Annotated in this window: 18 protein-coding genes; 9 read left to right on the forward strand and 9 right to left on the reverse strand. The window is 68.5% G+C overall.

Translation table 11 applies throughout. The annotated features are described in order from the left end of the window. The 7 genes from AC1D2K_RS11305 to AC1D2K_RS11335 all read left to right on the forward strand — a co-directional run. The coding region (locus tag AC1D2K_RS11305) for an aminotransferase class III-fold pyridoxal phosphate-dependent enzyme (protein WP_478088914.1) at positions 1-605 on the forward strand (605 nt) is incomplete at its 5' end. 19 nt (positions 606-624) lie between these two features. Then, on the forward strand, positions 625-2142 hold the full coding sequence (locus AC1D2K_RS11310) for a CoA-acylating methylmalonate-semialdehyde dehydrogenase (protein ID WP_478088915.1): 1518 nt from the start codon (positions 625-627) through the stop codon (positions 2140-2142). A 124-nt stretch (positions 2143-2266) separates the two neighbouring features. Continuing rightward, positions 2267-3211 carry a LysR family transcriptional regulator gene (locus tag AC1D2K_RS11315; RefSeq protein WP_478088917.1) on the forward strand — a complete coding sequence of 315 codons (945 nt, stop codon included), beginning with the start codon at positions 2267-2269 and terminating at the stop codon, positions 3209-3211. A 139-nt stretch (positions 3212-3350) separates the two neighbouring features. Then, positions 3351-4223, forward strand: coding sequence for a pirin family protein (locus AC1D2K_RS11320; RefSeq protein ID WP_478088919.1), 873 nt, complete (start codon positions 3351-3353; stop codon positions 4221-4223). 155 nt (positions 4224-4378) lie between these two features. Beyond that, positions 4379-5068 carry an isochorismatase family protein gene (locus tag AC1D2K_RS11325; protein ID WP_478088921.1) on the forward strand — a complete coding sequence of 230 codons (690 nt, stop codon included), beginning with the start codon at positions 4379-4381 and terminating at the stop codon, positions 5066-5068. 29 nt (positions 5069-5097) lie between these two features. Next, positions 5098-5394 (forward strand): putative quinol monooxygenase, encoded by a 297-nt coding sequence (locus AC1D2K_RS11330; RefSeq protein WP_478088922.1) that lies wholly within the window; start codon positions 5098-5100, stop codon positions 5392-5394. 71 nt (positions 5395-5465) lie between these two features. Then, complete coding sequence (locus AC1D2K_RS11335) at positions 5466-6104, forward strand: hydrolase (RefSeq protein ID WP_442285315.1); 639 nt, start codon at positions 5466-5468, stop codon at positions 6102-6104. 173 nt (positions 6105-6277) lie between these two features. On the opposite strand, the gene AC1D2K_RS11340 is transcribed toward AC1D2K_RS11335, so the two are convergent. Genes AC1D2K_RS11340 through AC1D2K_RS11355 form a run of 4 tightly spaced genes read right to left on the reverse strand, consistent with a single transcriptional unit; the run spans position 6278 to position 10703 of the window. After that, a complete protein-coding gene (locus AC1D2K_RS11340; protein WP_478088924.1) occupies positions 6278-6967 on the reverse strand; it encodes a YceH family protein in 690 nt (229 codons plus the stop codon). A 9-nt stretch (positions 6968-6976) separates the two neighbouring features. Beyond that, a complete protein-coding gene (locus tag AC1D2K_RS11345; protein ID WP_478088925.1) occupies positions 6977-8119 on the reverse strand; it encodes a phospholipase A in 1143 nt (380 codons plus the stop codon). After that, complete coding sequence (locus AC1D2K_RS11350; RefSeq protein ID WP_478088926.1) at positions 8116-8604, reverse strand: hypothetical protein; 489 nt, start codon at positions 8602-8604, stop codon at positions 8116-8118. Before AC1D2K_RS11350 ends, AC1D2K_RS11345 begins: the two co-directional genes overlap by 4 nt. Next, the gene (locus AC1D2K_RS11355) at positions 8601-10703 is read right to left on the reverse strand and encodes an ATP-dependent helicase (RefSeq protein ID WP_478088928.1); all 2103 of its coding nucleotides are present in this window, start codon (positions 10701-10703) and stop codon (positions 8601-8603) included. Before AC1D2K_RS11355 ends, AC1D2K_RS11350 begins: the two co-directional genes overlap by 4 nt. 122 nt (positions 10704-10825) lie before the next feature. Here AC1D2K_RS11355 and AC1D2K_RS11360 point away from each other — a divergent pair, with 122 nt between their 5' ends. Next, positions 10826-11860: an AEC family transporter gene (locus AC1D2K_RS11360; protein WP_478088929.1), complete on the forward strand. Its 1035-nt coding sequence runs from the start codon at positions 10826-10828 to the stop codon at positions 11858-11860. A 234-nt stretch (positions 11861-12094) separates the two neighbouring features. Here AC1D2K_RS11360 and AC1D2K_RS11365 read toward each other — a convergent pair whose 3' ends face one another. Next, entirely contained in the window at positions 12095-12772 is a 678-nt protein-coding gene (locus AC1D2K_RS11365) for a hypothetical protein (RefSeq protein ID WP_478088931.1), read from the reverse strand. Between the two features lie 202 nt (positions 12773-12974). On the opposite strand from AC1D2K_RS11365, the gene AC1D2K_RS11370 reads away from it, so the two are divergent. Beyond that, a complete protein-coding gene (locus tag AC1D2K_RS11370; protein WP_478088932.1) occupies positions 12975-13178 on the forward strand; it encodes a hypothetical protein in 204 nt (67 codons plus the stop codon). A gap of 45 nt (positions 13179-13223) precedes the next feature. On the opposite strand, the gene AC1D2K_RS11375 is transcribed toward AC1D2K_RS11370, so the two are convergent. From AC1D2K_RS11375 to AC1D2K_RS11390, 4 genes are all read right to left on the reverse strand, one after another. Further along, the gene (locus AC1D2K_RS11375) at positions 13224-15323 is read right to left on the reverse strand and encodes a primosomal protein N' (RefSeq protein WP_478088934.1); all 2100 of its coding nucleotides are present in this window, start codon (positions 15321-15323) and stop codon (positions 13224-13226) included. 372 nt (positions 15324-15695) lie between these two features. After that, positions 15696-16799 carry a uroporphyrinogen decarboxylase gene (gene hemE / locus AC1D2K_RS11380; RefSeq protein WP_478088935.1) on the reverse strand — a complete coding sequence of 368 codons (1104 nt, stop codon included), beginning with the start codon at positions 16797-16799 and terminating at the stop codon, positions 15696-15698. A gap of 121 nt (positions 16800-16920) precedes the next feature. After that, positions 16921-17610 (reverse strand): thioredoxin family protein, encoded by a 690-nt coding sequence (locus AC1D2K_RS11385; protein WP_478088937.1) that lies wholly within the window; start codon positions 17608-17610, stop codon positions 16921-16923. A gap of 312 nt (positions 17611-17922) precedes the next feature. After that, the coding region (locus tag AC1D2K_RS11390) for a thioredoxin family protein (protein WP_478088938.1) at positions 17923-18256 on the reverse strand (334 nt) is incomplete at its 5' end.

The raw sequence follows: 18256 nt of genomic DNA on the forward strand, positions 1-18256 counted from the left end.
TTTGCACCGCGAACAACATCCTGCTGATCTTCGACGAGGTGATCACCGGTTTCGGCCGCTGCGGCGCGCTCACCGGCGCGGAAGCCTTCGGCGTGACGCCCGACATCATGAACATCGCCAAGCAGGTCACCAACGGCGCACAGCCGCTGGGCGCCGTGGTCGCCAGCAAGGAGATCTACGACACCTTCATGGCCGCAGGCGGCCCCGACTACATGCTCGAGTTCCCGCACGGCTACACCTACGGCGCGCACCCGGTGGCCTGCGCCGCCGGCATCGCCGCCCTCGACGTGCTGCAGAAGGAAGACATGATCGGCCGCGTGAAGACGCTGGCGCCTCACTTCGAGAATGCCGTGCACAGCCTCAAGGGCAGCAAGCACGTGGCCGACATCCGCAACTACGGCCTCGCCGCGGGCCTGACGATCGCCGCGCTGCCCGGCGAGCCGGCGCGCCGGCCGTACGAGATCGCGATGAACTGCTGGAAGAAGGGCTTCTACGTGCGCTATGGCGGCGACACGATCCAGCTGGCGCCGCCCTTCATCACCGAGAAGGCCGAGATCGACCGCCTCGTCAACGCCCTGGCCGACGCCCTCGCCGAAACCGCCTGATCCCCCACCGAGTCATTCCATGCAAAACGACAAGAACGTCACCACCACCATCGGCCATTTCATCGACGGCCAGCGCGTCGCAGGCGGCACCCGCGTGCAGCCGGTGTTCGATCCGGCCACCGGCTTCTCGGACAAGAGCGTTGCGCTCGCCGACAAGCTCACGGTCGAGCAGGCCATCGCCTCGGCGCAAGCCGCCTTCCCGGCCTGGCGCAACACGCCGCCGCTCAAGCGCGCCCGCGTGATGAGCAAGCTCAAGACGCTGCTCGAAGCCAACGCCGACCGCATCGCCGCGCTCATCACGGCCGAGCACGGCAAGGTGCTCTCGGATGCGCACGGCGAGCTGCAGCGCGGCATCGAGAACGTCGAGTACGCCAGCTATGCGCCCGAACTGCTCAAGGGCGAGCACAGCAAGAACGTCGGCCCGGCGATCGACTCGTGGAGCGAGTTCCAGGCGATGGGCGTCACGGCCGGCATCACGCCGTTCAACTTCCCCGTGATGGTGCCCTTGTGGATGTGGCCGATGGCCGTGGCCTGCGGCAACACCTTCGTGCTGAAGCCCTCGGAGCGCACGCCCTCCTCGACGCTGCTGGTGGCCGAGCTCGCGCTCGAGGCCGGCCTGCCGCCGGGCGTGCTGAACGTGGTCAACGGCGACAAGGAAGCCGTCGACACGCTCCTGACCGACCCGCGCGTGAAGGCCGTGAGCTTCGTGGGCTCGACCGCCATCGCCGAGTACATCTACACCACCGGCTGCGCGCACGGCAAGCGCGTGCAGGCCCTGGGCGGCGCGAAGAACTTCGCGGTCGTCATGCCCGACGCCGACATCGGCAACGCGGTCAGCGCCCTGATGGGCGCGGCCTACGGCTCCTGCGGCGAGCGCTGCATGGCGATTCCGCTGGTCGTGGCCATCGGCGACGAAACGGGCGACGCCGTGGTGGCGGGCCTGAAGGCCGAGATCGCGAAGATGAAGGTCGGCCCCGGCAACGACAACGGCAACGACATGGGCCCGCTGGTCACCCAGCCGCACTTCGAGAAGGTCAAGGCCTTCGTCGATGCCGGCGTGGCGGCGGGCGCGAAGCTCGTGGTCGACGGCCGCGGCGTCAAGGTCGAGGGCCACGACGGCGGCTACTACCTCGGCCCCTGCCTGTTCGACGGCGTCAAGCCCGGCATGACGATCTACCAGGAAGAGATCTTCGGCCCGGTGCTCGGCGTGGTGCGCGTGAAGACGCTCGAGGAAGCCATGGCGATGATCGACGCCCACGAATACGGCAACGGCACCTGCCTGTTCACGCGCGACGGCGAAGCCGCGCGCTGGTTCAGCGACAACATCCAGGTCGGCATGGTCGGCATCAACGTGCCGCTGCCGGTGCCCGTGGCGTACCACTCCTTTGGCGGCTGGAAGCGCTCGCTGTTCGGCGACCTGCATGCCTACGGCCCCGACGCCGTGCGCTTCTACACCAAGCGCAAGACCATCACGCAGCGCTGGCCCTCGGCCGGTGTGCGCGAGGGTGCGGTGTTCAGCTTTCCGTCCAGCCGCTAGGGCCCGCTGCGCCAACGCCGACACCACTCCTGGCCGCGAGAGGGGTGGCGGCCAGCGTCTACACTGACTGCAGGCCCGGATGCCGACTTCATGTCGGAGTGCCTGCAACCCAGGAGGACGCGTTGTGCGGTATCGCATCGAAGATATCGAGGCCTTCATCGCCGTGGTGGAGGCCGGCAGCATCAGTGCCGCCGCCGTCAGGCTGGATGTGGCGAAGTCCGTCGTGAGCAAACGGGTCACGTCGCTGGAAGACTGCCTGGGCGTTGCGCTGCTTCAGCGCTCGACGCGGCGCGCCACGCCGACCACGAGCGGGACCCATTTCTTCGAACGAAGCAAGCTGCTCCTGCAGGACTTCGACGAGTTTGCCCAATCGATGCGAGGAGAGCACCGCGGCCTGCAGGGAACGGTCCGGCTCGCTCTCCCGATGAGTTTCGGGCAGCGCTGCATCCTGCCCACGCTGATGCCGTTCCTGCGCAAGAACACCGAACTGATCGTGCACATGGACCTGGATGACCGGCATGTCGACCTCGTACAAGGCGGCTACGACCTGGCGATTCGCATCGGCGTGCTGGCGGACTCCAGCCTCATCGCGCGCAGGCTCGCCACCAGCAGGCGCATCCTGTGCTGCAGCCCGGACTACCTGGCTCGACGCGGCGCTCCGGCCAATCTCGAAGACTTGTCGCAGCATGAATGCATCGGCTATGGCCTGGTGTCCTCGAACCACATCTGGCAGTTCCGCAGGATGGGCGATGCACCGAGCGAGCGCGGCAGCGAGCCTGTCGCCACCAACGTCCGTGCACGCGTGGTGACGAACAACGGCGAGGCGATGCGCCAGGCCGCATTGAGCGGGTTGGGCCTGACCGTCCTGCCGACCTTTCTTGTCGGCGGCCTGCTGCGCTCCGGCGAGCTCGTGGAACTGCCGCTGGACGGACTCGTTCCCACCGACGACACGGTGCATGCGGTCTACACGCAATCGCGCAACCTGTCGTCCAAGGTTCGCAGCATCATCGACGTGCTGGCCGACGCCTGGGCCGGCGACATCGCACCGTGGGACCGCGTCTCGCCCTGAGCATCATCCGCCGCGGCCGCAGGTTCCCAGCTCCTCCAGCCGCGGGGTCACCGCTCTGCTGAAACGCCGCGTTCGCGAAAAGCGATCTACCGGGAGCGCCTGCCAGGACCCAGATGGGAAGGCAAAGGAGTCGATCATCATGAAGAAACTTGCCTTCAAGAGACGCAACAACGGACGCCACTGGGTGGGCGACGGTTTTCCGGTGCGCAGCATCTTTTCGTACAACGACGTCGCGCAGGAACTGTCACCGTTCCTGCTGCTGGACTATGCGGGGCCGGCGGATTTTTCGCCGACGCAACAGCGCCGGGGTGTCGGGCAGCACCCTCATCGCGGGTTCGAGACCGTCACCATCGTCTACACCGGCGAAGTCGAGCATCGGGAYTCGGCCGGAGGAGGCGGGTCCATCGGGCCGGGCGACGTCCAGTGGATGACCGCGGGCGCCGGCATCGTGCACGAGGAGTATCACGGGGCCGGGTTCGCCCAGCGCGGCGGAGCGTTCGAGATGATCCAGCTCTGGGTGAACCTGCCTGCCAAGGACAAGATGACCTCGCCGGGGTACCAGAACATCACGGATGCGCAGATCCCGAGGATGGCGCTGCCCGAGGACGCCGGCTCCGTGCGCGTGATCGCCGGCGGATTCGAGGGGCAGGCCGGACCTGCGCACACCTTCAGTCCCATGAACGTGTGGGACGTTCGGGTCAAGGCGGGCCGGCGTGTCGAGTTCAAGGTGCCGGAAGGTCATACCACGGCGGTCTTCGTGCTCAAGGGAGCGATCCGGTTCGGCAGCGATGCGGTGGCAGAGGCCGAACTCGCCGTGCTCGAGCGAGAAGGGACGGCGCTCGCGTTCGACGCGACCGAAGACTCGACCGTGCTGCTGCTGACAGGGCAGCCGCTGAATGAGCCGGTGGTGGGATACGGGCCCTTCGTGATGAACACCGAGGCGGAGATCGCAAGCGCATTCACCGACTACCAGAACGGCCGCATGGGCCGGATCGCGGCACCGGCAGCTTGACCGATGGAACGGGCGGCTTCGACGACGTCGGAGCCCGCCTCTTCTCGGGGCCCGTGTTCTCGATCGGAGAACGTGGTGTTCCCCGAAGTGCCGCTACCGCAGCGTGGGCGAAGTGACCAGAATTGCTTCAACCCAGCCAGCCAGGAGCCACGAAGATGAATGCTTTTGCAAATGTTGCCAACTTCAACGGCCAGCGCCCCGTCATCGATCCGGCCGACGCGGCCATGCTGCTGATCGATCACCAGAGCGGCCTGTTCCAGGTCGTCCAGGATATTCCGCTGACCCAGCTCCGCGCGAACGTGAAGGCCCTGGCCAAGGCCGCGACGCTGGCCGGCATGCCGGTCATCACCACGGCCTCGGTCCCGCAAGGCCCGAACGGCCCGCTGATTCCCGAGATTCACGAACTGGCGCCACATGCCAGGTACATCGCGCGCCGCGGTGAAATCAACGCCTTCGACAACGCCGACTTCGCGGCCGCGGTCGAAGCGACGGGCAAGAAGAGCCTGGTGATCGCGGGCACGATCACGAGCGTGTGTCTCGCCTTCCCGTCCATCAGCGCCGTGGCGGCCGGCTACAAGACCTTTGCCATCGTGGACGCATCCGGGACCGTGTCCAAGATGGCGTCCGAGCTGACGGTCGCGCGCCTGCTCCAGGCCGGCGTCGTCGTCATGGACACCATGGCGGCCCTCTCCGAGATCCAGAAGACCTGGAACCGTCCCGACGCGCAGGAATGGGCGGCGGTCTACACCCAGGCAATGCCTTCGTACGGCCTGCTCATCGAGAGCTACCTGAAGGCGCAGGACGTCGCTCGGAGCAACGAGCAGCTCGACTCGACGCGAACCTAGGCGCGAGCTGATTCATGGAGGACAAGGCCATGAACGATTTCTTCATCGTCGTTTCGCTGTACGCGAAAGAAGGGCGCGAGGACGAACTGCGTGCCCACCTGGTTGCCGTGGTCGAGCCGTCGCGCAAGGACGAGGGCAACCTGCGCTACGAGATGTTCGCGGACCAGGACGATCCGCGCCGCTTCATTTTCGTGGAGCACTGGGCAAGCCCCGAGGCGCAGATGAAGCATCACACCCAAAGCGAGCACATCCGCCGCTTCAACGAACAAGGCGCAGGCGCAGTGGAAAAGATCGAGTTCTTCCACAAGCTGAACCGCGTCGCCTGATCGAGACATGCCCCAGGGCATCCGCGCGTGCTGCGTTCCAGCACATAGAGACCCACCGTCAGGAGAACACCATGGCCAGTGAAACCATTCGAGACCCCGTCAAGGACATACTGCTCACCCCCCAGAACGCCGCGTTCGTGATCATCGACTATCAGCCGGTGCAGGTGAACTCGATCGCGTCGATGGACCGGCAACTGCTGATCAACAACATCGTCGGCGCGTCCAAGGCCGCCGTGGCCTATGGCCTGCCGATCGTGCACTCCACCGTCAATGTCAAGACCGGCCTCAACAAGCCGCCGATCCCGCAGGTGCGCAAAGCACTGGAAGGCATCCCGACCTACGACCGCACGACCATCAACTCGTGGGAGGACGTCGAGTTCCGGGCCGCGGTGAAGGCGACCGGCCGGAAGAAGCTGATCATGACCGCCTTGTGGACCGAGGCCTGCCTGACCTTCCCCGCGCTCGATGCGCTGAACGAAGGCTATGAGGTCTACGTCGTGGCCGATGCGGTCGGCGGGACTTCGCTGGCCGCCCATGAAGCGGCGTTGCGCCGGATCGAACAGGCCGGCGGCAAGATGATCAGCGTGCCGCAGCTGTTCTGCGAGCTGCAGCGCGATTGGGCGCGCAAGGAAACGGTGCCGGCGTTCATCAATCTCTTCATCGAGACCGGCGGCACGGCGGGGATCCAGTTCTCCTACGATCGCGAGTAGGTCAGCACGCCGGGGGCAGGATCGACCCGTTCGCTGCGGGGTCCCCTGCGCCAGGCGACGTCACGCGCTGTCACGATAGTTCTTCGGCGCTCGATCCGCGTGCTGCCGCTCAGGTCGTGCACCAATCGATACAGCGGACGTCCGCGACGCAGCGCCCTTGAACACCGAGTGGCTCAGGCGACCGGGTCGTTCCCGTCGGACGCGATCCCCAACTCCGAGCAGACCCGCGCCACCAACGCCTTGAGGCCAGCGACCTCGGCCTCCAGCCGCGCCACGTTGGCCTTGAGCGCTGCGACTTCGCCGAGCGACACATCGGCGCCCGCAGTCGATCCCATGCCGGCGCCGGCCGCCTCCTCGGCCGGCGCACCGCTCAGCAGGTGCGCCCAGCGGCTCTCGCGCGCGCCCGGCAGCCGCGCGAGCTTGACGACCAGCGCACCTGCGGGCCGTTGCGCCATCTCGTCGAGGAAGCCCTCGACCGCCGAGATGTCGGCGAAGTTGTGCATGCGATCGCAGGCGATGCGCAGTTCGCCCGCGGTCTGCGGTCCGCGCAGCATCAGCACGGTCAGCAGGATGATCGATTGCGAGGGGATCCGCAGCACGCCGTCGACGTTGTGGGCGTAGCGGAAGGTGCGCCCGCCGCTGGTCTCCGACACCAGGCTGTAGCCCTTGAGGCTGTCGAGGGCCGCCTGCGCCTCGGCGTCCGTCACTTCCAGGATCGGGTTGCGGCTGGTCTTCTGGTTGCAGCCCGCGACCAGCGCGTTGAGCGTGAGCGGATAGCTGTCGGGAACCGTGCGCTGCTTTTCGGCCAGGACGCCCAGCACGCGGGTCTCCAGCAGCGAGAGGGTCGGGAGTGGCGAGTTCATGGGGTTAGATTAGAAGTCGACCAGCGCCAGCCCGATGGTGAATACGGTGCGCTTGCGGTTGTAGTCGATCAGCGTGTCGCCGTAGCCGTAGAAGAGCTGGGTCTGGAAGCGCAGGTTGCTCTTGACCGGGTCGCCGATCACCTTCAGCCATTCGAGCCGGATCGCGCCCTTGCCGCCGTGCACCATGACGCCGACCTGATTGAGGCGGTTGACCTGCCAGGCGGCCCGGATGTCGGCGTTGCCCAGGTACTTGGTGATGTCGGGATTGTCGTCGTCGGCGGCGTTTTCGGAGATGCGTTTCCAGACCCGCCCGGTGATCACGAACTTGTCGCCGAGTTCGATGCCGCCCATCAGGTAGACCCGGTTCCAGCTGCGCGAGTACGGCAGGTCCTGGCCGTTCGATTGGTGCACCAGGCCCAGGCCGGTGTAGCGCAAGCGCCAGCCGCCCGGCAGCTGGTAGTCGGTCGGGTAGCTGTAGATCAGCTCGGGCTCGTGGTCGGTCGTGCGGAACGGCCGCGAGAGATCTTCGTTGAACACCTGCCAGGTCGACGCCTGCGAGTAGGCGAACCAGAGCCCGTCCTTCTTGATCGGGTCGTCCCCCGTGAGCAGTCCCTGCGCGAGCTTGGTGCGCAGCGACAGGCCGATGCGCATGTCCTGGGACTGGTAGGGCCGGTCGACTCCGGTGTGGTTGGGCGCCGGCGAGGTCGCGACTTCCGGGTCCCTCGCGGCCACCCCGAGGCCGACGCTGAGCGGTCGGTAGCCGCGGAAGCCGAACGTGCCGCAGTTGCTGCCGGCCTCGAGCTCCCAGAAGCGCGACAGCGGCGAGTACTGGTGGTCGCGGCAGCCGTCCTCGGTGGTGAGGGTGATCACGCGTGTGGCCGGCACCGTGGCGTCCACGGGCGGCTGGGTTTCGGCGAGCACCGGCGGCGCCGGCGGCACCGCGGCGGCCGGCAGGGTCTGCTGCTGGGCCCAGCGATCGAAGCAGGCCAGCCGCGCCTCGTTGTTGCCGCTGCCCGCGAGGCCTTGGCACTGCTGCCAGGTCAGTTGCGATTCGGCCAGCGGGCTGGGCGGCTTGTCCACGGCCTCGGCCTGCGCGCCGGTGGCGCCGATGCCTGCGAAAAAAGCGGTGAAAAAAAGAATGCGTTTGTTCATCGATCGCGGGTCGGGTCGCCTGTCTTGTTCATCACGAAGGGATGCGTGCTGTCGTTCGCGGCGTCGCGCCAGACGCCCTTCCATGCGTTGCCGCACGAGGACGCRTCCAGCTCGCCCAGCCAGACGCCGCTGATGGCGTGGCCGTCCAGCGATTCGTCGAGACTCAGCATGCCGTCGTCGTCGATGTCGCCCGCCAGCCGGGCGACCGTGGCCGGCGCGCCGTCGCCGCCGCGCGTGATTGTGCCGCGCACGCCGGCGTAGTCCGGATGTTGGTCGAGCTTGACTTTTGCGACGCCTTTCAGGCCGTCGATGCGCGCCTCCCAGGTGCCGAACAAGGCCTCGAGCGGCAGCTCGGAGCCCTTGGCGGGGCAGGCAACCGGCGATGGGCCCGTCGGTGTCGATGGGGCCGCCGGCGCTCCCTGGGCCATCGCGCCGGCGGCAGCGAGGCAGGCGGCGGCCAGGCAGGCCGTCTGCAGAAACCTCATGGCGCCGAAGCGGCCGCCGCCGCCGCTGCGGCCGCGTTGTCCTGCACCTTGCGCGCGAACTCGGCGCGCAGCGCCTTGAGTTTCTCGCGCGGGTCTTCCTTGGCGGTCTTCTTGTCGAGCGCCATCTCGGCGATGAAGCGGCTCGGCTGGGCGGCGACCATCTCGCGGCCCTTCTTGCGCCGCTTGGTCCAGCTCACGGCCAGGCTGCGCTGGGCGCGCGTGATGCCCACGTACATCAGCCGGCGCTCTTCCTGCAGCCGCGTCAGCGTCTCGTCGCTGATCTTTTCCTGGCGGCCGCCGTCGTCGTCGAGCTTGAAGGGCAGCAGCCCCTCCGTCACACCGACCAGCATCACGTGCGGCCACTCCAGGCCCTTGGAGGCGTGCAGCGTCGACAGCGTGACCACGTTCTGGTCCTGTTCGCGCTCGCTGATGGTCGACAGCAGCGAGATCGTCTGCGCCACCTCGAGCAGGCTCTTGCGCTCGCTCTCGACCGTGGCGCCCGAGGCGTCGTCGATCGTGCCGCCGCAGCGCTGCGACATCCAGTCGCAGAACTCCATCACGTTGGTCCAGCGGCTGGCCGCGGCCTGCTCGCTGTCCTCGCCGTCGTACAGGTGCTTCTCGTAGTCGATCTCCTTGAGCCACTCGGCCAGGAAGGCGCGCGCGTCCTCGGCGCCCATGGTGCGGCGGGCCTTGTATTCGAGGTCGTTGATGTAGCGGCCGAACTCGTGCAGCCCCTCCTGCGCGCGTTTGGGCATCACGCTCGGCAGCGAGGGGCTGAACAGCGCCTCGAACAGGCTCAGCTTGTACTGGCTCGCGAAGGTGCCGAGGCTGGCCAGCGTGGTGTGGCCGATGCCGCGCTTGGGCGTGGTCACCGCGCGCAGGAAGGCCGGGTCGTCATCGTTGTTGACCCAGAGGCGGAACCAGCCGCACAGGTCCTTGATCTCGGCACGGTCGAAGAAGCTCTGGCCGCCCGAGACCTTGTACGGGATCTGCGCCTTGCGCAGCGCCTGCTCGAACACGCGGGCCTGGTGGTTGGCGCGGTAGAGGATCGCGAAGTCGCGGAACTCCTTGTGCTGCGGGCCCTGCGCGGTGGCGTCGCCGGCGCGCAGGCTCTGGATGCGCGCCACCGTGCGCTCGGCCTCGTGGGCCTCGCTGTCGGMGTCGACGATGCGCACTGGCTCGCCCTCGCCGAGTTCGCTGAACAGCGTCTTCGGGAACAGCTTGGGGTTCGGCCCGATCACGTTGTTGGCGGCGCGCAGGATCGCGCTGGTGCTGCGGTAGTTCTGCTCCAGCTTGATGACCTTGAGGGTCGGGTAGTCGACCGGCAGCTTCTTGAGGTTGTCGAGCGTGGCGCCGCGCCAGCCGTAGATCGACTGGTCGTCGTCGCCCACCGCGGTGAAGCGGCCGCGCTCGCCGACCAGCGCCTTGAGCACCTCGTACTGGGTCGCGTTGGTGTCCTGGTATTCGTCGACCAGCACGTGGCCGAGCGCGGCCTGCCATTTGGCGCGCACCTCGTCGTGCTGCTGAAGCAGCTTGAGCGGCATGCCGATCAGGTCGTCGAAGTCGACGCTCTGGTAGGCCGCCAGCCGCTCCTCGTAGCGCGCCATGATGCGCGCCGTGATGCGCTCGTTGTCGTCGGCCGCCTGGGCCTCGGCCTGGGCCGCGTTGAGGCCCATGTTCTTCCACTTGCTGATGGTCCACTGCCAGATGCGGGCGGTGGCCGCGTCGGTGGTGCCGCCGGCGTCCTTGAGGATCTTGGTGACGTCGTCGCTGTCGAGGATGCTGAAGGCCGGCTTCAGGCCCAGCACGGCGCCGTCCTCGCGCATCATGCGCACGCCCAGCGCGTGGAAGGTGCAGACCACCACGTGCCTGGCGTCGCGCCCGATCAGGCCCTTGGCGCGCTCGCGCATCTCGGAGGCCGCCTTGTTGGTGAAGGTGATGGCGGCGATCCGCTTGGGCTCCAGGCCGGCCTGGATCAGGCGCGCGATCTTGTGCGTGATCACGCGCGTCTTGCCCGAGCCCGCGCCGGCAAGGACCAGGCAGGGGCCGTGCATGTAGTTGACGGCTTCTTGTTGCGCGAGATTGAGACCGGAAGACATGGAGTTCGGGAACGGAAGGCGCAAACGGCCAATGATACGGGGGCCTTCGCGGCGGCTCGGCCGGGCGGATGTGCTAGGGCTTCGGCCGAAGCCGGCGCCGGAGCCCAAGCACAATGGGCTGCGTGCTGCAGATATTTTTGGTTACTGTTCCCTTCTTTGCCTTGATCGCCGCCGGCTATGCGGCCGCGCGCGGCGGCCTGTTGCCGCTGTCGTCGATTCCGGGGCTGAACGCCTTCGTCCTTTATTTCGCGTTGCCGTGCATGCTGTTCCGCTTCGGTGCCAATGCGCCGATCGGCCAGTTGCTGGACGGCGGCGTGGCGCTGGTGTGGGGCCTGAGCGCGTTGATCGTGGTCGGCGCCACGGTGGCCCTGAGCCGCAACGGGCGCATTGGCTGGAACGACGCTGCATTCGGTGCGCTGGTGGCGGCCTTCCCGAACACCGGCTTCATGGGCGTGCCGCTGCTGGTGGCGATCCTCGGCGCCCAGGCGGCCTCGCCCACCATCATCACCATCGCGTTCGACATGATCGTCACCTCGTCGCTGTGCATCGCGCTGTCGCGGCTCGACGGCGCCGACGAGCATGGGGCCGCCAAGGCGGCGCGGCAGGCGCTGCGCGGCATCCTGCTGAACCCGATGCCGTGGTCGATCCTGCTGGGCGTGCTGGCCTCGGCGACGCGGCTGGCGCTCCCGGGCCCGGTCGACCGCACGGTTGCGATGCTGGCCGAGGCGGCTTCGCCGGTGGCGCTGTTCACGATCGGCGCGGTGCTGGCGCGCTCGGCGCTGCTGGCGCGCGAGCACCGCGCCAGCGCGGTCGTCGCGCAGGCCCTGGGCAGTGCGGCCGGCGGGCCCGGGTCGCCGCCGCAGGCGCGGCTCGCCGATGTGCTGCCGGTGGTCGCGATCAAGCTGATCGCGCATCCCTTGCTGGTCTACGGCGTCGCCCGCGGCGCCATGGCGCTCGGCCTGCCGCTGGGAACGCCGGCCCTGGTGGCGATCGTGCTGGTGGCCGCGCTGCCCAGCGCCAGCAACGTGTCGATGCTGGCCGAGCGCTTCGGCGCCGACAACGGCCGCATCGCCCGCATCATCCTGTGGAGCACGGTGGCGGCGTTTTTCAGCTTTCCGGTGGTCGCGCTCGCCCCCAGGTTGGCTCACTTCGTGTAGCCGCCCACCCCCTACCGGGGGCGCAGTCAGCGGCCCGGCGAAGCCGGTTCCGCGACTGCCCACGAACCGGCGCGCTGCGCGCAGCCGTAGAAGAACCCAGCGCCAGTATCCACCGGCCGGCGCAGCCAGGCCCGTTGGTGAAACACCGCGGAACCGGCTTCGCCGGGCCGCTGGTGTTGCCCCCGGTAGGGGGTGGGCGCCCCGACACGAAGTGCGGGGCAACCTGGGGGCGAGCTAGGGCGTCAAGACCCCGAGCTTGTAGGGGTCGGCATCGGACAGCAGCTCGCAGTGCGACGGGTCGCGCCCTTGCGTGCCGTCGCAATAGAAGGTGTTGTGGACCCGGCCGAACAGCGTGGGGGTCGAGGTGAACAGAACCCCCTGGTTCGGGTTCCAGGTGTCCTTCGCGGCAGGTGCGCCGGAGGCCGGGGCCGGCATCGCGGCGGGGCCGGACTCGCCGGCCGGCGGGTTGAACTCCGCCTGCGTCCGATGCGCCCCATCCTCGCCCCGCCAGCGGCTCGCGAGTTCGCCGGGCTGCGGCCGGCTGGCGACCGGGATCAGCAGCGCGTGGATCTGGAAGCCGCGCCCGAAACGGTGCTCCTTGCCGGCCAGGAACGCGAAGGCGCAAGCTGCCTGGCACTGGCCCTTGGCCTCGGTGTTGACGCCAGAAGCCTGGATCGCACGCGCATACGCCTTGGCGACCTCGGCCGAGCCGCCCAGCGCGTTCTCGAAGACCACGGTGCGCACCTGGCCGCTGGCCAGCTGCGATTCGAAATCCTTGAGGGCGCTGCCATCGAGCATGCCGCTGACCAGCAGCCGGTTGCCTTCGAGCTCCAGCTCCGCCGCCGGTGCGCCGGTGGCCAGGCAAGCAATCGCAAGGCCCAGGCCCCACAAAGTCCTAGAAAGCGTCTTCATGAGATGACCTTTCGCAGAACCCCGCAGTGGGTTCTGACGCATCCATAGCTTGGGCAGCGAGCCGGCGCTTCGTCAACCGTTGTTGCAGAGTATTTCTTGCTTTTTTCTCACGAAGAAGGGGTTTGCGTGAACTATTGCCTTTGGCTAATGCTTCTGTATTCAGAAGCGCTGCTAAAGTGGGCTCCTGCATCGGGAGAGTGGCATGACGACTTTGACACGCGGGGTGCTGTGGATGGTGTGGCTGGCCGTCGTCGGCTGGCTGTGGGTCGGCGGGGCGCTCGGAACCGGGGCTGCCTTGGCAGCGGCCGTGCTGAGCCTGCTGCTCTTCGTCCCAGGGGCTGTCCGGCGCCGCCGATCCGGCCTCCAGTACGTGGAAATGGGCAAGGAGCCGGTCGGGTTGCTGTAGCGCTCCCGGTTCCGCGGCGTTTCCGCGATGGGCGCGCCGCTCGCGTCAGATGCTCTGCGGATCGACGTCCACCAGCCAGCGGATCACGCCCTTGCCCTCGGGCTGGCGGCGCAGCGCGTGCAGCAGCGGCTGCCATTCCGCCAGCAGCCGCTGCAGGGCGGCGCGCGAGCCGCTCTCGATCAGCATCTGCGCCCGCTCCACATTGGCCACCCGCTGGATCGCGAGCGGCACCGCGGGGTAGCGCGTGACCCGGTCGGCGCCCGGTAGCGCGTCGGCCGCGGCACTGGCGGCATTCAGGAACGCCTGCGCCGCGTCCTGCGTGCGCGCGTCGGCCCTGAGCAGCGCCTGGAAGGCGAAGGGCGGCATGCCGGCGGCCGCTCGCTCCTCCAGTTCGCCCTGGGCGAAGGCGGCATAGTCATGCCGCCGCAGCGCGGCGAACAGCGGGTGCTGCGGATGATGGGTCTGGATCCACATCTCGGCGGTCGCCTCCTGCGCCGTCAGGTAGGCGGCATCGCGTCCGGCCCGGCCGGCCGACTGCATCAGGAGGCTGAACAGCCGCTCGGGCGCGCGGAAGTCGCTCGAGAACAGGGCGCCATCGGGGTTGATGGCCGACACCAGCGTGATGCGGCGGAAGTCGTGGCCCTTGGCGATCATCTGCGTGCCCACCAGCACGTCGACCTCGCCGGCGTGCACCGCGGCGAGCTGCGACTCGAGCGCCCCCTGCTTGCGCGTGCTGTCGGCGTCGATGCGGGCGACGCGCACCGCGCTGCCGTCGGGCCGCCGGACCGCGGCGAACAGCTCGCCCAGGTGCTCCTCGAGCCGCTCCGTGCCCCGGCCGACCGGTGCGATGTCGGGATTGCCGCAGGCCGGGCAGGCGCGAGGCACGCGCTCGGTGAAGCCGCAGTGGTGGCAGCGCAGCGTGCGGTCGATCTTGTGGAACACGCGGTAGGCGCTGCAATGCGGGCATTCGCTCTTCCAGCCGCAGTCGCCACAGGCCAGCACCGGTGCGTAGCCGCGCCGGTTCAGGAACACCATGCTCTGCTCGCCGCGCGCGATGCGCTGGCCGATGGCGTCGAGCAGCGCGCCCGACAGCACGGTCTTCGGCGGCTGCAGGTTCATGTCGACCAGCCGCACCGCCGGCAGCGCGCCGGCCCCGACGCGCGAGGGCATTGCCAGCCGCAGGTAGTTGCCGCCGGCGTCCTCGCCCTCGGCCGGCCGGCTGCGATGCCAGCTTTCGAGCGATGGCGTCGCCGAGCCGAGGATCACCTTGGCACCCTCGCGCCGGCCGCGCCAGACGGCCAGGTCGCGGGCCGAGTAGCGTGCGCCTTCCTGCTGCTTGTAGCTGGGGTCGTGTTCCTCGTCGACCACGATCAGCCGCAGCGCCGGCATCGAGGCGAACACCGCCATCCGGGTGCCGAGCACGATGCGCGCCGCGCCGCCGTGCGCTGCCAGCCAGCTGGCGAGCCGTTGCGGGTTCGTCATGCCGCTGTGCAGCGAGACCACCGAGTCGGCGCCGAAACGCGCCTTGAAGCGGGCTTCCAGCTGCGGCGTCAGGTTGATCTCGGGCACCATCACCAGCGCCTGCGCCTCGGGCTCGCGCTCGAGCAGCGTCGCCACGCAGCGCAGGTAGACCTCGGTCTTGCCGCTGCCGGTGCTGCCGAACAGCAGGAAGGGGCCGGGCTCGGCATCGAAGCGGGCCAGCGCGGCGGCCTGCTCGGCGGTGAGCGCCACCGCGGGGCCGTCGGGCGCTGCGTTGCCGGCGCGCGCCGCAGGGGCCTGGCGCTTGAGCCGCCGTGCCAGCTGGACCGCGCTCAGGTCCCGCAACTGCGGCGGCAGGGCCGCCAGCGCGATCTCGCCAAGCGAGCGCTGGTAGTAGCGCGCGGCGAAGGCCACCAGGTCGCGCCAGGCCTCGCCCAGCGCAGGCAAGGCGTCCAGGGCGCCGGCGACCGGCTTGAGTTCCATCGGGGAAGGCGGGTCGGCCTCCAGGCTGCGCACCGCCCAGGCCACGCCCAGCACCTCGCGGCGGCCCAACGGCACCCGCACGAGGGCCCCCGGAGTCAGGGCGACGTGGCTTTTGTAGCTAAGTACATCCCCTAGTGCGCTGTGCGCCGGGGTCTGGACGGCGACGTCGATGCACCAGTTCAAGGCGGGTTCCCGCTGCGCGGGTTTGTTAAAGCGACTTTGAGCAAATGGACTTAAGTTGTTGATTTTTCAGTGCTTTGCAGTCCATCCAGAGTTTCTGTGGATAACTTTGTTGATATCCCGCCTCGACTCGTCGCCAGCCCTTGAAAATCAAGGCTTCGGCTGGAATGCACGCAAAAAAAGCAAAGTTCAAAACCTATATGAATCAATGACTTAGCTTCGCTATCGCTTTAGGAGCAGCCTTTATCGAGCGTCAGATGTTTTTGCGCACCGCAGCAGCCRTTTTGTGCATAAGTCAGTCCCTCCTCACCGTTTTGGCGCTTGACAAACGCTCGGGCAGTCGATCTCCGGTGCTTACAAGTCATAACAATGCGCTCAGGAACGAAGCAGGCGGGACTGCGCATGCACCGCGTTCACGAGGGCCGCCACGTGGTCGGGCGGGGTGAACTGGCTGATGCCATGGCCCAGGTTGAACACGTGCGTCGCTCCGGTGGTGTCCGGGTCGGTGTGCGGGCGGCCAAAGCTCTGCAGCACCTTGGCCACTTCCTCTTCGATCTGGCGCGGCTGCGCGAACAGCACATTGGGGTCGATGTTGCCTTGCAGGGCCTTGCCCGCCGGGCCTTCACCCACCAGCGCGCGCGCGCGTCCGAGGTTGACGGTCCAGTCCAGCCCCAGCACCTCGCAGTCGAGCGGCTGCATTTCTTCGAGCCAGAGTCCGCCGCCCTTGGTGAACACGATGCGCGGCACCGGCCGGCCGTCGGCGCCGTCGCGCTTGAGCTGCGACAGCACGCGCTGCGTGTAGGCCAGGCTGAAGACCTGGAAGGCGCCGTCGGCCAGCACGCCGCCCCAGCTGTCGAACACCATCACGGCCTGGGCGCCGGCGTCGATCTGCGCGTTGAGGTAGGCGGCCACGGCGTCGGCGTTGACGGCCAGCAGCCGGTGCATGAGGTCGGGGCGGCTGTAGAGCAGTGTCTTGACCTGCCGGTAGTCGCTCGACCCCGCGCCCTCGACCATGTAGCAGGCCAGTGTCCACGGGCTGCCCGAGAAGCCGATCAGCGGCACCCGGCCGGCGAGCGCGCGGCGGATCGACGTGACGGCATCGAAGACGTAGCGCAGCTTGTCCATGTCGGGCACGGCCAGGGCCGCGATCGAGGCCTCGTCGCGCACCGGCCGAGCGAATCGCGGGCCTTCGCCAGCCTCGAACGAGAGGCCGAGCCCCATCGCGTCGGGCACCGTCAGGATGTCGGAGAACAGGATCGCGGCATCGAGCGCGAAGCGCTCGAGCGGCTGCAGCGTGACCTCGGTCGCGAAGTCCACGTTGGTGGCCAGGCCCATGAAGCTGCCGGCCTTGGCCCGGGTGGCCAGGTACTCGGGCAGGTAGCGTCCGGCCTGGCGCATCAGCCAGACGGGGGTGTGGTCGGTGGCCTGGCGCCAGCAGGCGCGCAGGAACGTGTCGTTCTTCAGGGGGGCGAAAGGCATCCTGCGATTGTCGCAGGGGCGTCGAATGACCTTGGCACAGCAGCGCTTTGGCATGCGCCTTCGTAGCGGCCGGGCGGCTCGGGCCGGCGCCGGGCCGCCCCCTCGGGGAGCGTGGGTCCGGTCAGGACTTGTACTTGATGGAACAGCCGTAGGGTCGGGTGGCCGCGGCGCTGATCGCCTTGCCCCCGAAGGCTTCGCCGAGCGCCTGGTTGACGTAGTTGGTGGCGGTCTTGATGTCCTCGGCGCGGGACGAGGGGATGCTGTCGATCCCGCCGGCATAGACCAGCGTGCCCTTGGGGTCGACGATGAAGATGTGCGGCGTCGTGCGGGCCCCGTAGGCGCGGCCGATGACCCCGTCTTCGTCCATCAGCACGGCCGTCGGCGCGCCCGATTGCGCCTTCATCCAGGCGGCCAGCGCCGCCGGCTTCAGGTAGTCGCTGGCGCCGCGCTCGGTCGAATTGATGGCCAGCCAGACCACGCCCTGGGCGGTGGCGGCCTTCTGCGTGGCGGGCATGTTGCCGCTGCCGTAGTGCTTGCCGACGAAGGGGCAGCCCGGATTGGTCCATTCGAGCACCACGAACTTGCCGGCGAAGTCCGACAGGCGGTGCTGCGCGCCGGCGGTGTCGACGGCGACGAAATCGGGCGCGGGCTGGCCGACGGCGGGCGCGGCGGYGGCTTGCGCGTTCATCAGGAAGGTGGCGCCAAGTGCGACGGCGGCCGTCATGATGGCGCGCCGCGARGCTCGGCTGAGGGCGGCGCGGGCATCGCGCGCGGCGCGGTAGGAACGCGAGGCGGAGGATGACGATGACATGGTCAGCTTGTACTCCCGGTGATAAATACTCAACAACTGCGACAGCTTAGAACAGATTCCTCATGTTCATGTGACAACCCGTTAAGGCCGGCGCCGGGCCGCCCCAAGGCGGCCTGCGGCCCCCTTTGGGGGGCAGCGACCACACGCAGTGAGGGAGCGTGGGGGGCCAGTAAGGCCGGCGCCGGGCCGCCCCAAGGCGGCCTGCGGCCCCCTTGGGGGGCAGCGACCACACGCAGTGAGGGAGCGTGGGGGGCCAGTAAGGCCGGCGCCGGGGCGCTCCGCGGCCCCCGAAGGAGCCAATGATGCCCGGTGTCAAAGCGCCGCGAGCGCGGCGCGCAGTTCATCCTTGCCGAGTATTTCCGTCAGCACCACGGGCGGCTTTCCCGGTGCTTGCAAGACATAGACCGGGACCCCGCTGCGCCCGAGCGCGGTCAGCGCCGCGGTGATGGCCGGGTCGCGCCGGGTCCAGTCGGCGCGCAGCAGCGCGACCTGGCGGGCGTCGAAATCGGCCAGCACCTCGGCGCTGTCCAGCGTGCTGCGCTTGTTGTACTGGCAGGTCACGCACCAGGCGGCCGTGAAATCCACGAACACCGGCCGGCCGGCGGCCGCCAGTTCGCGCGCGCGTTCGGCCGACCAGGGCTGCCAG

It is taken from the genome of Variovorax sp. P1_H12_2 (assembly GCF_056405335.1).

Coding starts and splice junctions, on each gene's coding strand:
- AC1D2K_RS11310 (WP_478088915.1), top strand. CDS start 625: ATGCAAAACGACAAGAACGTCACCACCACCATCGGCCATTTCATCGAC.
- AC1D2K_RS11325 (WP_478088921.1), top strand. CDS start 4,379: ATGAATGCTTTTGCAAATGTTGCCAACTTCAACGGCCAGCGCCCCGTC.
- AC1D2K_RS11330 (WP_478088922.1), top strand. CDS start 5,098: ATGAACGATTTCTTCATCGTCGTTTCGCTGTACGCGAAAGAAGGGCGC.
- AC1D2K_RS11335 (WP_442285315.1), top strand. CDS start 5,466: ATGGCCAGTGAAACCATTCGAGACCCCGTCAAGGACATACTGCTCACC.
- AC1D2K_RS11340 (WP_478088924.1), bottom strand. CDS start 6,967: ATGAACTCGCCACTCCCGACCCTCTCGCTGCTGGAGACCCGCGTGCTG.
- AC1D2K_RS11345 (WP_478088925.1), bottom strand. CDS start 8,119: ATGAACAAACGCATTCTTTTTTTCACCGCTTTTTTCGCAGGCATCGGC.
- AC1D2K_RS11365 (WP_478088931.1), bottom strand. CDS start 12,772: ATGAAGACGCTTTCTAGGACTTTGTGGGGCCTGGGCCTTGCGATTGCT.
- AC1D2K_RS11370 (WP_478088932.1), top strand. CDS start 12,975: ATGACGACTTTGACACGCGGGGTGCTGTGGATGGTGTGGCTGGCCGTC.
- hemE (WP_478088935.1), bottom strand. CDS start 16,799: ATGCCTTTCGCCCCCCTGAAGAACGACACGTTCCTGCGCGCCTGCTGG.